The sequence below is a fragment of the Nostoc sp. FACHB-888 genome (assembly GCF_014696655.1).
In the GTDB taxonomy this organism is placed as follows: domain Bacteria; phylum Cyanobacteriota; class Cyanobacteriia; order Cyanobacteriales; family Nostocaceae; genus Nostoc.
Genome location: NZ_JACJQM010000106.1, coordinates 1 through 15,937, shown reverse-complemented (window position 1 = coordinate 15,937; position 15,937 = coordinate 1). Strand labels below are relative to the sequence as shown.

The 15,937-nt window shown below is 43.8% G+C and carries 8 protein-coding genes; all 8 read right to left on the bottom strand.

The genetic code is table 11. The features are described 5' to 3' along the window. Positions 1–177: 177 nt before the first annotated feature. Positions 178–1,353: a low temperature requirement protein A gene (locus H6G26_RS31385; RefSeq protein ID WP_190734539.1), complete on the bottom strand. Its 1,176-nt coding sequence runs from the start codon at positions 1,351–1,353 to the stop codon at positions 178–180. Positions 1,354–1,582: 229 nt separating this feature from the next. Continuing rightward, positions 1,583–3,043 (bottom strand): ATP-binding protein, encoded by a 1,461-nt coding sequence (locus H6G26_RS31380; RefSeq protein ID WP_190734537.1) that lies wholly within the window; start codon positions 3,041–3,043, stop codon positions 1,583–1,585. A 2-nt stretch (positions 3,044–3,045) separates the two neighbouring features. Next, the gene (locus tag H6G26_RS31375; protein ID WP_190734535.1) at positions 3,046–4,707 is read right to left on the bottom strand and encodes an FAD-dependent oxidoreductase; all 1,662 of its coding nucleotides are present in this window, start codon (positions 4,705–4,707) and stop codon (positions 3,046–3,048) included. A 292-nt stretch (positions 4,708–4,999) separates the two neighbouring features. After that, entirely contained in the window at positions 5,000–7,171 is a 2,172-nt protein-coding gene (locus H6G26_RS31370; protein ID WP_190734534.1) for an AGE family epimerase/isomerase, read from the bottom strand. A 37-nt stretch (positions 7,172–7,208) separates the two neighbouring features. Beyond that, on the bottom strand, positions 7,209–9,329 hold the full coding sequence (gene glgX / locus H6G26_RS31365) for a glycogen debranching protein GlgX (RefSeq protein ID WP_190734531.1): 2,121 nt from the start codon (positions 9,327–9,329) through the stop codon (positions 7,209–7,211). A 524-nt stretch (positions 9,330–9,853) separates the two neighbouring features. Further along, positions 9,854–10,648, bottom strand: coding sequence for a PEP-CTERM sorting domain-containing protein (locus H6G26_RS31360; RefSeq protein WP_190734529.1), 795 nt, complete (start codon positions 10,646–10,648; stop codon positions 9,854–9,856). A gap of 136 nt (positions 10,649–10,784) precedes the next feature. Further along, complete coding sequence (locus H6G26_RS31355; protein WP_190734519.1) at positions 10,785–13,445, bottom strand: glucosidase; 2,661 nt, start codon at positions 13,443–13,445, stop codon at positions 10,785–10,787. Between the two features lie 96 nt (positions 13,446–13,541). Then, positions 13,542–15,542 carry an amylo-alpha-1,6-glucosidase gene (locus tag H6G26_RS31350; protein WP_190734517.1) on the bottom strand — a complete coding sequence of 667 codons (2,001 nt, stop codon included), beginning with the start codon at positions 15,540–15,542 and terminating at the stop codon, positions 13,542–13,544. Positions 15,543–15,937 lie beyond the last annotated feature (395 nt).

Here is a 15,937-nt window from a genome sequence, read left to right as displayed (position 1 = left end):
GAACCTATCCCACTATTCTAAAAATCCCTACTCCTTTTCGTAAAATGTGCTTGAAAACCTTAATTTTTCGTTTTCAGTTCTCAATAAGCTTAAGCTTTGTAGCACAAATATTATTAGTGGGATAGGTTCAAAGTATTAGGCATCCAGCTAACCGACGACAGTATCTCTTGGAATCATTTATAAAGAACTAGTAACCTGACGCAGCTCGAGGATAATTTGAACAGCACCAACCACAGCTATAAGCCCAATCAACTCCATAGCTGACAAACCCGCGCCAGCTACAGCGAGAATCAGAATAATAGCTGCTGCCACAAAGCGATACCCCGCCCGGACTTTGCAGCGTAGTCTGGTGTCAGTGCTCACACCAGTAAGATAGATAATTCCAAGGGTAAAGAAACACAGCCCCAAGCTAGCGCAAATAAGCCAGCGTTCAGCAGACGGCAGTACCATATCTGTATCACTTGTTAGGGCGTGCTCCACCCCAACTCCGGTAGCGGCAATACCAATCACCAAGGGTAAGTGCATATAGACCCAAGTTTGATAAGCTCTTATGTGGCGGCAGGCACGAGCAGCCTGGATTGCTGAACCACCAAGGTTGTCAAAATACAGCCACCACAAACTAAAAGCAATACTCAAGCCAAACACGGCAGTATATGCTAGTGAGAAATTCCACTGCTGCTGTGCGACACCATTAACTACCGCTAAGACTGTCTCGCCTAACACAATTAAGGTAAATAAGCCAAAACGCTCAGGCAAGTGTGAAGCGTGGGGAGCCAGTTCCACATGCACAGACTTTCCTGCTGTCAATACTATTCCAAATTCTACTGTCAGCGCCAAGATCCAAAACCCAAATCGCAGTGGCATCGGTACAAATGCCGACACCAGCCAAACCAATGCCCCTAGTCCAGAACCGCTCACGATTCGGGTCGTTAGTGGTCGTGCTGTAACTATATGCTTTCCAGCACGTAAGAACTCGAGGACGAGCAACACCCGAACAACAGCGTAGGAAAGAGCGAAACCAACTGAACTTTTACCCAACCCGTCGTGTACGTTCACTGCTAGTGCCGCCACTGCAAGCATTTGTAAGGCGGTCAGGAGTCGGTGTCCCAAATCATCAGTATCAAATAGATTGGCGTAGAACGTAGCGCCAATCCAAGACCACCAAATCGGCACAAAGAGCAGCAAAAAGCCAAGGAAGCCCGATAGTGAGACATCCCGATTGAGATTGTGAGCAAGCTCTGAAATCGCAACCACGAAAAATAGATCAAAAAAGAGTTCCAACCACGTTGCGTGCCGTTCTTCTTCCTTACCTTCACTAATACGTAATTCAGGAAATTTCAACCTTTTATTCATCCCACACACTCCAATACTGTTCGCTTTGTGCATTTTCAAGCATAGAAATTGGGTTCGGGGTAAAGGTTTTTCTTTCCCCCTTCCCCTTTTCCCCAAAACCCGACAAGTATTAGTTCGCTTTCGTAACTTGGCGGGGTAAAGGTGTTTTATCCTTTCCCCTTTAACCTTTAACCAATCTGAAAAAGCGCATTTTTGGGTTGGCAGACTAGTATTGCCACACACTCCTTAATCAACTGTGTATAAATTGCATCGTTGTATTATCAGATGGTATAAATTGGCATTGATGGCATTCAGATATTGTTTCGGCCAAAGATATGGGCAGAATAACCTGAAAACGGGTGTTTCCTAGTTCGGAGAACAAGCGGATCTCGCCTTTATGCTTTTCAACAATTCGGTAGCTAATGACTAGACCTAAACCTGTTCCCTGACCCACCCCCTTAGTGGTAAAGAACGGCTCGAATATCCGCTCTTGGATCTCTGGCGGAATGGCTGGACCGTTGTTGGCAATTTCTACTAGCACACACTTATTTTCTTGTGCTGTGCGAATCCTGATTTGTCCTTGTCCACTCATTGCATCAATCGCATTGTCAATCAGGTTCGTCCATACCTGGTTGAGTTCGCTACCATACACTGAGATTAGCGGTAGGCTTTGGTCATAATCGCGTGTTAAACTAATACCGCTCTTGAGCTTATGACCAAGAATAGTCAGCGTACTTTCAACTCCCTGGTGTATATCCACCTCCTGCATCGGAGCCTGATCCATATAGGAGTACTCTTTAATAGCTTTGACCAGTTCGGAAATGCGCCCCGAACTTTGGTCAATTTCGTCCAACAGCTCAATTCCTGTGAGTGTGGCGTCGAGCCAAGCTAGAACTTCAGTGAGTGATTCTGGGGGTAAATGCTCCACAATGGTATCCAGGCATTGAGTATCCAGTCCTCCCCGGACTAAGGAAGAAACAATTTTCCAGCCATCAGGTACGTTGTGTAAATCCAGCCAGGCTGTCACCTCTTGCTCGTGATCGCTCTGCGCTAGTAAATCTTCTAAGTCACAGGGGGTTTCGGCACGTACAATTACTGAGTGCAGCAAGTTGTCAAGAAACAACAGTTGTTCTTTTGTCATTTGCTGGTGATTGAGTTTGAGTCCAAGGTATGGCAATTGTTGAAAGATTTTGTGCAAGTGCTTCCCACCTCGGACGACGGCTGTTGCTGGGTTGTTCAACTCGTGGGCTAGACCAGCTGCTAAAGTGCCGAGTGCAATTAGCTTTTGGTGGTGTTGTGACATAGATTCCAACATTTGCACCCGTTGCGCCGTCATGATTAAAAGGTCACGCGTAATCGACGGACAGGTTGTCAGCATTTCCCAGAAAGTATTTGTGTCCCATTTCAACATATAGCTCGGTTTCACGGCACGCACGTTGACGAGATGGTGAGGAGCATCTAATAGAATCAACTCATGACCTGTATATGTTCCAGCACCAAAACTCATTACGTGTTTTTCTGCATTGCCGACCTTTTTGGTAAACTCAATTTCGCCTTCTATCAGCACATAGAAATAGTCTAGTGGTTCTCCCTCAATGGCTATGTATTCTCCCGAAACCAGACATAGTTCGCAGCTGTGTTCAGATAACCATTGCAATTGCTCATTTGTCAATTGTGCAAAAAGTGACACTTGACGCAAAGCATCTAACATAATTACACCTTACTTAGATATTGATGGATGAACTGAATAGCGATCGCACCCTCTCCAACGCCAGAAGCAACTCGCTTCACAGAGCCGTTACGCACATCTCCAGCCACAAATATGCCTGGTACACTGGATTCAAGCAGGAAGGGTTGGCGATCCAGTTTCCATGCCTTTGAACATCGTTTATTGGCTATCAAGCTTGGCCCGGTTAAGATAAACCCTTGTTCGTCTCTCTCCACAATCCCAGACAGCCAATCAGTGTGTGGCTTTGCGCCAATTAAAATGAACAGCAGCTTTGTGGGAATGGTTTCCTGTTCGTGGGTTTTAGTGTTAGCGATCGTAATTGCTTCTAAGTTATTCTGGCCATGAGCCTCGACGATGTGGGACTGAAACTGTACTGTGATATTGTCTGTTGCTAAGATTTGGTCTATCAAGTACTTTGACATACTTGTAGCCAGTGAGTTGCCGCGTACCAACATAGTCACATGGCGAGCATACTTAGAAATGTACACCGCAGCCTGCCCGGCTGAGTTAGCTCCGCCAACTACATAAACATCTTCATTTTGGCAGGAAAGTGCTTCCGTCATTGCCGCACCGTAGTATACACCGGCCCCAGTCACATTCTCAATGCCGGGCACATCAAGCTTGCGATATGAGACACCTGTGGCAATTAGCAATGCGTAACAGCTTAATTCTGTCCCGTCTTTCAGCTTGATGATGCGACAAGAATCTTGCAAGCGAATGTCAATTACCTCTTGAGGCGAGAGAATCTCTACCCCGAATCGTTTAGCTTGAGTAACGGCGCGGCGAGCTAATTCCGATCCAGCAATTCCTTGGGGAAAGCCTAAATAGTTCTCGATACGGGAACTCGTCCCTGCTTGCCCCCCTGGAGCCTCTTTTTCAATCAATACTGTGCGTAGGCCTTCAGACGCTCCATAGACTGCTGCTGCTAAACCAGATGGGCCAGCCCCCACGATCACCAAGTCGTAAAAGGGCATTTTGGCCTGCATCTTCAACCCGATTTTTTCAGCAATTTCGGCGTGCGTTGGCTGTATGAGATACGAACCGTCAGGGCATATTACTAGTGGCAAATGCGTGGTATTACATTGAGCATAACTAACCCACTGACGCGCTTCTTCCTCTGCCTCAATGTCCAACCACTGATAAGGCATATAATTGCGGGACAAGAAGTCCTTAATGTGATGACTCTTGGGCGACCAACGGGAGCCAATAACGCGAATACCTTCAAAGGGTGGTCGGTATGACGAAACCCAATCGTCTAATAAATCGCTAAGAACTGGGTACAGAAGATCTTGTGGCGGCTCCCACGGTTTCATAAGATAGTAATCAATCTTTGCTGTATTTATCGCAGAGATAGCAGCATCGGTGTCCGCATAAGCTGTTAGCAAAACTCGTTTTGCAGACGGGAAAATTTCCATAGCCTGTTCAAGGAACTGCACGCCCGACATTTGTGGCATCCGCTGGTCTACCACACAAAGGGCAACTGTCTCGTTACGTAATTTTACCTGTTGCAATACTCTCAAAGCATTTGCACCTGAGTCGGCTCGTAGTACCCGAAAGCGATTGCCATACTCATGTCGGAGATCTCGCTCTATTACTCGTAGAACTCCGGGGTCATCGTCAACAGTAAGTAGTACAGGATTAACCAAAATTGCTCCTTTCTAGGAATGATGTTTGTAATTATTTAACTAGCCATAAAAACTGGTATTTAGTATACAATATCACAAAAATCGACTAAGTTAGACTAAGTGTGCTGGGGAAGTTTTTCTTTCCCAGCACCCCCCGCTCTCCCTGCTCCCTTTACTCCTTTTAACAAATAACTTTCCCTAACCGAACTGTATTGAGCGTAGTCCTAATAGCTTTGGATAAACCGCCGTTTCCTTGTTGGAACTATGTATCTTTTATCTAATTAGGACTACTAAAATGTCTTTTAACGCAACTTTACACACTTGCCAGCTGAACAGTTTCATACTCATCCAAAACGGTTACACTGTCGCAAAATGCACTCATCATCAGGAATTGTTTCACGTTCTCTGGTGCGCCGACCATGTAGAGGTCAACATCAGAACCCAGTTTTTGTTTAGCGAAAATCAGAGACCGTAGACCAGCAGCAGTAATACATTCCAGGTCTTGTAGTAGTAAGACCAGACGAGTGATTGGCTGTGCTGTAGCTTTAGTGATCGCTTCCTGAAAATGTACCACACCATTAGCATCCAATAACCCAGTTAAGGAGATTTTGGCAATACCATTACTGACTTCTAACAGGGTTGCGTCGAAAGATACTTGAGTCGGAAGAAGTCTGACTCTAACTTTCAGATCGTCTTGAGTAACTGGCAGTTTGACTGTTAGGTTTGCAGCATCAAAATCGACATATCTTTGCCCATTGATCCATACATCGCCAATCCGCACACTGCCTGGTGGTAAGATATCTGGTGCAACTCGCAGAATGTTGTCCTTAAAGCCACCTGGTTTTGGTTTAAAGTACAAATCCATTGGCTGTTTAGTAATCAGCAGATTCGTATAAACGCAAGCTAAGTAGGCCAATTCAAACGAGTGATAACCGCTCATTGAGTGGCTCCCCTTGCCTCGTTCCGTTCCTAGCAAGTAGGGAATCCCATTTGACAGAACATTAAAGTAGATACCCCCAGCCACGTAATCGAGGAACCAAGCATTATAGAAAGCTGCCGCTTCACGGGCTTGGCGTTGATACTCAGGTTTATCAAGTGAGCCATTCAAGATCAGGTAAGCTAATATAGCTTGTTCTTGTTGCCACCAAGCTTTCCGGTTATGCCAGACAAAGCGGTGTACCTCTTGCCCTGGTTTTAAGGTGCGTTCGACTACATCGTACCACCCCCCACGCTGTTGGTCGCTACCGACTGCTGGCATGATTTCTGCAATCTTTTCTGCCAAAGTCACATAGTTTTCTTTTGGTTTCAGGTGGTTCATCCGCATTAAGTTCCAAGCAATTTTCAGGTTATGACCCACAACTGCTCGATTCTGCTGCCATCCCCAAGTTGTATCGTGAGTCCAGTCCTCATAAAAACGTTCTTGAACAAATGGGCTATGGTCATAATCTGGGAACCGCTTCTCAATGGTGTCGAAGGTGTACTCCAGGAAGTTTGCGTATTCTTCTTTGCCAGTCGCTAGCCAAAGATTGATCAAATAAGCTGGAGCATGATCGCCTACAGAGTTCCAGTTCTTCTTGGCGCGATTGTGGCCTAGAGTCTGAGAGTGGGGACTGAGAGTAATCGGATCGATGTGGGAGAAAAATCCTCCTTTCTCTGTCTTGTCCAAGAAATACTTGTTAAACAGATTAATCGTCAACTCGATATCTTTGATGATCCGTGGATCGCCTGTTATCCGATAGGTTTGGGTGGGACCAGCCAGCGCATAAATTTGCTCATAAGCTGGAATAGCATCATAATCATCCCCAAATTCTGAGGAGAATATTTTCTGCTCGCTGCCACCTGGTTTGACATCAACACCATGATACCAATAGCAAATTCCTTCACCTTCATCGAGAAAACGCATGTGTTGGCGGAGGTATTCAGTACCTTTTTCCGCAGCTTCAAGATAGCGATCGTCTCCAGTCATCATGTAGGCTGTGGCAAAACCATAAACTAAACGAGAAATGGTGTCAGTTTCCTGACGAGTACTATCTTCTTTGGAACCAACTAAACCGAGACCAGTGCGATATTTTCGATAATCAATTTCGCCATCTTCAAACTGGGCTTTGAGGTAAAAATCGCCAAGGCTTCGTATCTGCTTGACCCACCAATCTGATTTTTCAAAAAGATACTCGTTTTCTGTTCTACCCAGAAAAACTATGTGTTTAGCTTCAAACTTATGATCACCTGCTTCAGGATAAAAAATGCCATACACGAAAAGATAGCAATTTGGCACGAGCATTGAACTTATTTGGCTAGTGCAATCAAAGAAAGGCTCATCTAAATTGCGTACTAGTTCAGCATAGGTCATTGAGGTCAATGCTACTTCAAATTTCCTGCCATCTGACGTTTTGAGATCAAAAGTACCAGAATCTCCCTTACTTGAATCAAAAGCAGTAACATACCCAGCAATCAAATCCGAAAACGAAAAGCCTACATTACTCATTGAATTAACTCCAAATTGAAAATTAATTAACTGATAACTATTTAGAAATTAGAACAACAACGCTACGCTCTTTAACGGAATAGACATTATCTGAAACTACAGTTTCTTCCCCTGGCTCTGCAATATCTATCGGAGAAGGAAGAGCAGTATCTACGACTCTGTACCATTTTCTATCTTTAATAGAAGGAATTTCAAACTCTAGATCCTCCCAGTACATGTTGAGCATGATATGAATATCTGCTTCTCCTTCAAAGCCGCCAAGAGTAAATGCAATAACTCTCGCATGAGAGTCGTGCCAACCTGGTTTGAATAACTTGCAGCCATGCCAAGCAATGTCTGCTAAACCACGCTCGTTAACTTCACCAGTGAAAAAATTACTACGGCGTAAAGCAGAATGGCAGTAGCACTTGCGGAAATTAATCATTAGTTTGAAGAACCTGAAAATATCAGCATTCTTCTCTGCAAGATTCCAATCTAACCAACTAATTTCGTTATCTTGGCAGTAAGCGTTGTTGTTACCCTTTTGAGTACGTCTGACTTCATCACCAGCCACAACCATTGGCACACCTTGAGAGAGCATGAGAATGGCTGCAAAATTCTTAATCTGTCGCCGACGTAATGCATCAATTTGGGGATTGTCAGTTTCTCCTTCAACCCCACAATTCCAACTTAAATTGTCATTGATGCCATCCCGATTGTTTTCACCATTCGCGTCATTGTGCTTGTGGTTGTATGAAACTAAATCATTGAGGGTAAATCCATCATGACAGCTAATGAAGTTGATGCTGTTAATTGGTAAATGTCTGCTCGATTGGTAAAGGTCAGAACTTCCAGCAATGCGCCAAGCAACTGCCCCAACCATTCCTGCATCTCCTTTGACAAAGCGCCGGATGTCATCTCGAAAACGTCCGTTCCACTCTGCCCAACGATATCCAGGGAAATCGCCAATTTGATAAAGCCCACCAGCATCCCAAGCCTCAGCAATGATTTTGGTATCAGCTAGTGTTTCGGATGTTTCAATGTGCCAAATCACCGGCGGATGGCTCATTGGTACCCCGTCTTGGCTGCGAGATAAGATGGAGGCTTCATCAAAGCGGAAACCATCAACATGCATCTCTTTCACCCAAAATTCCAGGCAATCTACAATTAACTTTTCTACTATGGGATGGTTGCAATTGACGGTATTGCCACACCCGGAGTAGTCCATGTAGTACTGCTTATCCCAAGGCACTAGGTGATAAAAAATATCATTAAAAAGACCTTTAAAGCTGATGGTTGGGCCTTCATGGTTGCCTTCGTCGGTGTGGTTAAAGACTACATCTAGAATGACTTCAATTCCTTCTTTGTGTAAAGCCTTGACCAAATCTCGAAACTCTCTGATATGATTTCCGACATCAGGGAAAGCACAATATGAAGCTTCAGGAGCAAAGTAACTGTGGGGGTTGTATCCCCAGTAGTCTTTTAGTTCTTTACCGTTGACTTCTCGGAGAAGGTTCTTTTCGTCAAAGTCAAATATTGGCAGCAGTTCAACAGCTGTGATTCCTAACTCTTTCAGGTAAGGAATTTTCTCGATAATTGCAGAAAAAGTGCCTGGGTGTTTGCAGCCTGAAGAAGGCGACTTGGTAAATCCCCCAACGTGTACCTCATAAATTACGGTGTCGCTCATTGGGCGGTTAAGCGGGCGATCGCCTTCCCAGTCATAATTAGATGTATCAATAACTACACTACGCATAGATGTAGTCAGGTTGTCTTTTGACCCTAAAGCATCGTTGCGCTGCCAAAGAGTGTTGGTGTTTCCTCTAGCATAAGGGTCAAGCAGTACCTTATTTTTATTAAAGCGGTGTCCTGCTCCGTGTAAATCAGGATTCCCATTAACTCGATAAGCGTAGTGAGCGCCCGGTTTTAACCCTCTGACATAGACATGCCAAAAGTGGAAGGTTTTATTGAATTTTGGGTTTAACTGAATAATTTGTCTTGGCTGCGGAGCATCATCACGATCAAACAGCAAGAGTTCGACAGAGGTAGCATGTTCTGAAAAGATGGAAAAGTTTACTCCATCTTTGTCTGGTATCGCACCGAAAGGGTGTGAACATCCCGATTCTAATTGGTAATCAGGTATTTCTAGTTCAATCTGATATCTATCTGTAGTTAAAGTCATTCTTTCTCTCTGTCCTTATACATTTAACTGGAGTGAAAAATTTAAATCTACTCATTTCGGTAATTTAATTGCCTGTTAAGTAGTTTATACAAATTAATTTTAATGAATGATTAATATAGTTACAAGGGTTTAACTTTTGGATGAGGTTTGTATTATTTTGATAATAAATAATTAATAACATTTTTAACTATTTACAATATTTAAATTTTAGGACGCGTTAGCTCAGGCTAACGCATCCAGGCTTTATATACAATGTAGAAGGTAAATGAGAAGTTTTTACAAGTTATAATCAAGTTTTATCTGCTTTGGTAAATTAATAATCCATCACCGGATTTAATTAATCATTAATCTTTACTTGCTGTTTATTAATACCATTTTTTCGCGTTGCTCCCTTTTTGGATTGTACTAATACGATTCGGTTAAGAATATTTGTAGGTTGGGTTGAGGAACGAAACCCAACAAATCCTGCAACTACACATTTTTATTTTTTGGGCTTAACTGAACCGTATTGGATGTGGTTTAGCTTAAGCTTTTTTAGAAGTTTTAAGCTTACGCTTCATCAACCAGCCTATGCTACCTATTGCTAGTACACCACCAATAGCACTCGGCTCAGGAACTTGAGTAGTATTCTCAACACTTAAGAAAGTTTGTCTAGTCAGACCCAAGAATAAGCTTGTACCGCCGGCTACTTCAGATGCAGCTGCATAGGTAAAGGCGTTGACACCAGCAGTCAATGGATTAGATGCAATCCGTGAGCCTGTGGCAGTATTAAAGCCCGAATCAAAAATATCGGCGTCGAGGATGTTTATGCTGCTACCTAAACTCGTCAGGGCTGCGTTAATCCGTGCGTTTTCCTGTTGAAAATTATTATTATCTCCTAGCAAGAAAATAGACCCGTTGTTTTTCAAGAAATCTCCTAGAGAGGCAATCTCGGCATCAGTGAAGGAATCATCTGGCAAAGGACTGATAAATAAATCGGCACTAGAAAGTACAGCGGGAGTAATTAGATCGCTAACAATTGTAGATGTTACACCAGTAAGACTGTTGTAGAAGCTATTAATTTCAGATTCAATAGCTTCTACAGCAGTATCATCCCCGCTACTAGTACTTTGTACAATAACATTGATTCCACCTTCCAAGATATTAGTAAAAAATTGTACATTTCCTGGATTTATCGGTTGATTAGATGAAGCCACCAACGGATTCACGATATTAGCATCACCGGAGACGATAAAAGTGCCTGCGTAAGAACGTGAGCCGATGCTGAATGCTAATATTACCGAGGCGGAGTAAAGCGCTCCTTTGATGAGTTTAGACATATGGATGAGTTGCATATTTTTTAAAAAATATTGTGTAATGAATTAAACTGTAAAAAATATTTTTTTTGTATATACTTTTGATGAATTGGGAAAAATCACGCATTTTAAAAATTAGTGATTTCCCAAAACTATCAAATTAATCTGATAACACTTGTTCTGCACATTGCTGGATTAATTTGGCGATTAAACCTGTCCAACCAGTTTGATGGCTAGCACCAATACCAGCGCCATTATCTCCATGAAAGTATTCATTGAACAGAATCAGGTCGCGCCAATTCTGGTCAGTTTGGAATTTCTCTGTTCCACCATAAAAAGGTCGTCTACCAGAACCATCTGCCAGAAAAATTTGGATCAGTCTTTGAGCTAATTCAATTGATACTTCCTTAAGCGTCATCATTTGACCTGAACCGGTGGGACACTCAACTTTGAAATCGTCGCCGAAGTAGCGATAGAATTTTTGTAGGGATTCTAGCAGTAGATAATTAATTGGAAACCAAATTGGCCCGCGCCAGTTGGAATTACCGCCAAACATTCCTGTGCTAGATTCAGCAGGTTCGTAATCTACTCGATACTCTCGACCATCTACGGTTAAAGCATAAGGATGAGACGCATGAACTTTAGAAACAGAGCGAATACCATAAGGTCCGAAAAATTCTGTTGCATCTAACATTTTTTCTAAGATGCGACGGAGTTTATCTGGATAGGCAATCGCTAGCAACCGACGCTCACCAATTCCTTGTTTCTGCATACAAGCAATATTTCGGGTCAGATCAGGGCGATTTTTCAGAAACCATTGCGTCCGCTCTTTAAAACCTGGGAGCTGCTCTAAGGTCTCTGGTTCTAAAATGCTCACCGCACATAATGGGATTAGCCCTACTAGCGATCGCACTTTCATTGGGAATTGATGACTATCAGGTAAATGTAGAGCATCGTAGTAAAAGCCATCAGTTTCATCCCATAGCGCGATTTCAGCTTCACCAACGCCGTTCATGGCATCAGCAATGTATAAAAAATGCTCAAAAAACTTGCTGGCAATGTCTTCGTAGGTAGAATTTTCTTTGGCTAACTCTAGGGCGATCGTCAGCATATTCAGAGAATACATCGCCATCCAACTTGTGCCATCTGCTTGTTGCAAATATCCACCAGTTGGTAGTTGAACACTGCGATCGAAGACACCAATATTATCCATACCTAAAAAGCCACCCTGAAAGATATTTTTGCCCTCGAAATCTTTCCGGTTAACCCACCAAGTAAAGTTCAGCAGTAATTTTTGAAAGACACTCTCCAGAAATTTTTTATCCGCACGACCATAGATTTTTTGCTCAATCTGATAAACTTGCCATGCTGCCCAAGCATGAACCGGCGGATTCACATCACCAAAAGCCCATTCATAAGCAGGTAGTTGACCGTTAGGATGCATATACCACTCCCGTGTCAAGCGGCTCAGTTGCAGCTTGGCAAAATCCGGGTCAATCATGGCGAGCGGAATTACATGAAAAGCTAAATCCCAAGCCGCAAACCAAGGGTATTCCCATTTATCGGGCATGGAGATTACATCGTCGTTAAATAAATGAAACCATTCATGGTTTCTGCCATTGAGCCGTGATGCTGGCGGTCGAGGGCCAGTCGGATCGCCTTTTAGCCATTGGTCGGCTACATAGTAGTAAAATTGTTTGCTCCACAACATGCCAGCAAATGCTTGTCGCTGCACATTACGCCTGTCTTCTAACATCGGCAACGGACATATTCGCTGATAAAATTCATCCGCCTCGTACTGGCGCTGTTGCCAAACTGTATCAAATTCAGTCCCGAATGGTGCAGTTAAATTTTGCACGTCACTTAACCGCAATCGTACTGTCTTGGTTTCGCCTGCACCGACGTGTAATTCGTAACGAGCAGCAAACTTAGTACCAATCTGATTGGGGTTGACAGCCGTTTTTTGCTCATTCACTACATAATTATTTATGCCATCTTTAACGTATTGTGAAGCATTGCTGACCCCAAATAATCTTTGATTATTAGTTTCATTTTCTGTAAAAAGTAGTTCTGGAGTTTCATTACAATACAGCCATCGAGTTGCTAAAGAAGGGTGATAAGCTTCGATGGTGCTGAGGTCAGAGTTAGATTGGCTAATTTTTAACCACGGCTTTTCTTCTTGATTACCAGTCCAAGACCAGGTGTTACGGAACCAAAGCGTTGGTAACAAATGCAGCGTTTTTGCTTCTGGGCCTCGGTTAATCACACTGATTTCAATTAAGATGTCGTCGGGTGAAGCCTTAGCATACTCAACGAATACATCAAAATAGTGGTCTTGGTCAAATATACCTGTGTCGATTAATTCAAACTCTGGTCTTTGGCGATCTCTGCGGTGATTTTCTTCTACTAGCTGACTGTATGGAAAAGCAGCTTGGGGATATTTATAAAGATATTTCATGTAGGAATGAGTCGGGGTGTTATCCAGGTAGAAGTAGTATTCTTTAACATCTTCCCCGTGATTTCCCTCATTCCCTGTGAGGCCGAAAAGTCTCTCTTTGAGGATTGCATCTTCACCATTCCAGAGAGCGATCGCAAAACATAGTCGCTGATGATTATCAGAAATTCCCCCAATTCCATCTTCTCCCCAGCGATAGGCGCGGGAGCGGGCATGGTCGTGAGGAAAGAAATCCCAGGCGGTATTATCAGGGCTATAGTCTTCCCGCACCGTTCCCCACTGGCGCTCGCTCAGGTAGGAACCCCATCGTTTCCAGTAGGCTGTGCGATCGCGGTCTGCTGCTAATCTTGCTTCTTCTTGGGTCATAGCGATTTAGGATTTTGGATTAAAAATCTTTAGCACAAGGTTGTTTTAAGTGGCTCAAACAATACTCTTTATGCTGATTTTGGATGAATGCAAAACTTAAAATTCAGAATTCTCTGCGGTAGGTTCTGTTGCTATCCAGGCGCGAAGCACTTCTGCTACCGTCCAGGCTTGAGCAATACAACCTCGTGGGGTGAGTGGCTCATTACCATCAAAAATCTCACTGAGACTACCTACGCCGTGAGCGCATAGATGATTAGCCATTGGCTCAAGTAGACTCCGAGCTTGTACTGGATCGTTGAAAACACGTAGGTGGGCTAAAACAAATGGCCCAATCAGCCAGCCCCAAACCGTTCCTTGATGATAAACACTATCTCGCTGAAACTGATCTCCACCGTAGTGACCTTGATATTGCGGATGGTTGGGGTCAAGACTGCGTAAACCGTGGGAGGTGAGAAGCGATCGCGCACAAGATTCCACCACACCCCGTTGCTGAACTGGAGTCAGGGGGCTTTCTGGTAATGACACAGCGAATATCTGGTTTGGTCGCAACGATTCATCATGTCCCTCAGGCCCATCTAGAACATCGTAGCAGTAACCAACTGCATCGTTCCAGAAGCGCTGAAATCCTGTATTTGCAAGCTCTTGCATCTGCTTGTATTCTTGGTAGGGCTTACCCAGCTTTCGTGCAAAGTTTGCCATAGTTCCCAAAGCATTACACCACAGGGCATTAACTTCTATGGGTTTGCCAATGCGTGGCGTAACCACCCAATCACCAATTTTGGCGTCCATCCAGGTGAGTTGCACACCTGTCTCACCTGCATAAAGTAGACCATCATTCGGGTCTAGGTGAATGTTGTAACGCGTTCCTTGACGATGCCAATCAACAATGTCTGCTAGCACAGGAAAGAGTTCACTTAACAAGTCGTCGTCTTTTGTTGCCGCATAGTAAGCGCGAATCGCTTCAAAGTACCAGAGGGTTGCATCTACTGTATTATATTCTGGTGCTTCACCGACATCGGGAAAGCGGTTAGGTAACATACCTTGGTCTACGTAGCGGGCAAAAGTACGTAAAATAGGGCGTGCAAGCTCTGGACGACCGACCGAGATTGTTAAACCAGGTAAACTAATCATTGTATCTCGCCCCCAGTCACCGAACCAATGATAACCAGCAATGATTGTTTTGCCGTTGGGTTCATCAGGCAATGGGCGACTGACAATGAATTGGTCGGCAGCGAGGACTAGCTGAGACACCCAGTCTGGATCTGCTTTGGCATGTACACGGCTTTGTTTCCAGAATCCCAGCAGCTTTTGCTCAAGGGAGCGAGGTAACTTTAAGGCTACTTGGCCATCTAACTTTGGATGGACCTCGGTGCTGGCAACAAAAGTGAGTGATTCACCGGGCTGGAGGGTAGCGTCAAAGGTGGCTGCATGTAGATGATCTTCGCGATCGTCGAGTCCGCGATCGCGTTCTCTGGCTAAGTCAAATTCATAGTACCACTCGTGGGCAGGTGAAGCCTGACCGCGATCGCTTAATAGATACAATGGCACAGCTTCCCCAAAAGCAGTAACACGGACACCATGTTCAATAGCATCAACGTTCATCTGCCAGCCTCGTGCATGTGTGCTACCGTGATAATTCCGATAATTTACCAGTGCTTTCAGCTTTAGCATCAGTGGTTGAGTGGCACGACGCAGGTAATATTGAAGATATGTGGTATTGCTGCCGGGTTGCATCCATATACGTTTTTCCAATAAAGCATCCGCACAAGCAAATCGCCATGTTGGTATTGTGCCTTCTAACTCGAAGGATTCAATGTGCTGATAGCCATCTGGATTAACGGCTCCACCAGCCCAACGGCTGGCTCCAAGGGGATAATTGCCTCCGTCATACAAAACTGTTTCATCTAACTTAGCTAGTAACAGAGTTCTCATCAGTGGTGGCTTCAATGCTGCCACGAGTAATCCGTGATAGCGACGTGTAAGTATACCTGATACTGTCCCTGAAGCATAACCACCGATGCCATTAGTTACCAACCATTCTCGCCCTGCGGCCAAATCGAGAACACCACAAATTTCGCGTCCAAAGTTGATACTCATAAGTGATAGTAGGTTCTGTACTCCAGATTACAAACACTCTAGAACGTTAGAGCCAACACAAACTAATACCAATTCAATTAATGATTGCAACACATCCTTGGTAAAGACGCGATGAATCGCCTCTCTACAGATGCTCTATTTGTCGCATTCTTTTTTCAAATTGGTATAAGCTGTTCCACATCAAGGCTGCATATTTAATCTCTTTACTCTGTGTTCTCTACGCCTAATAAGGTTAAATAAATTACTTTTAAACCGCAGAGACACAAAGAGAGCAGAGAGAAAAAACAGATTTTAGAAGTCACCTTAAAAGGGTTAGGCATCATGTAAAAATAAGTTGTACAAAATTTATTTGGAATAGCTTGCTAAATCTAGCTTTCGCACAAAAATTGTTCAGG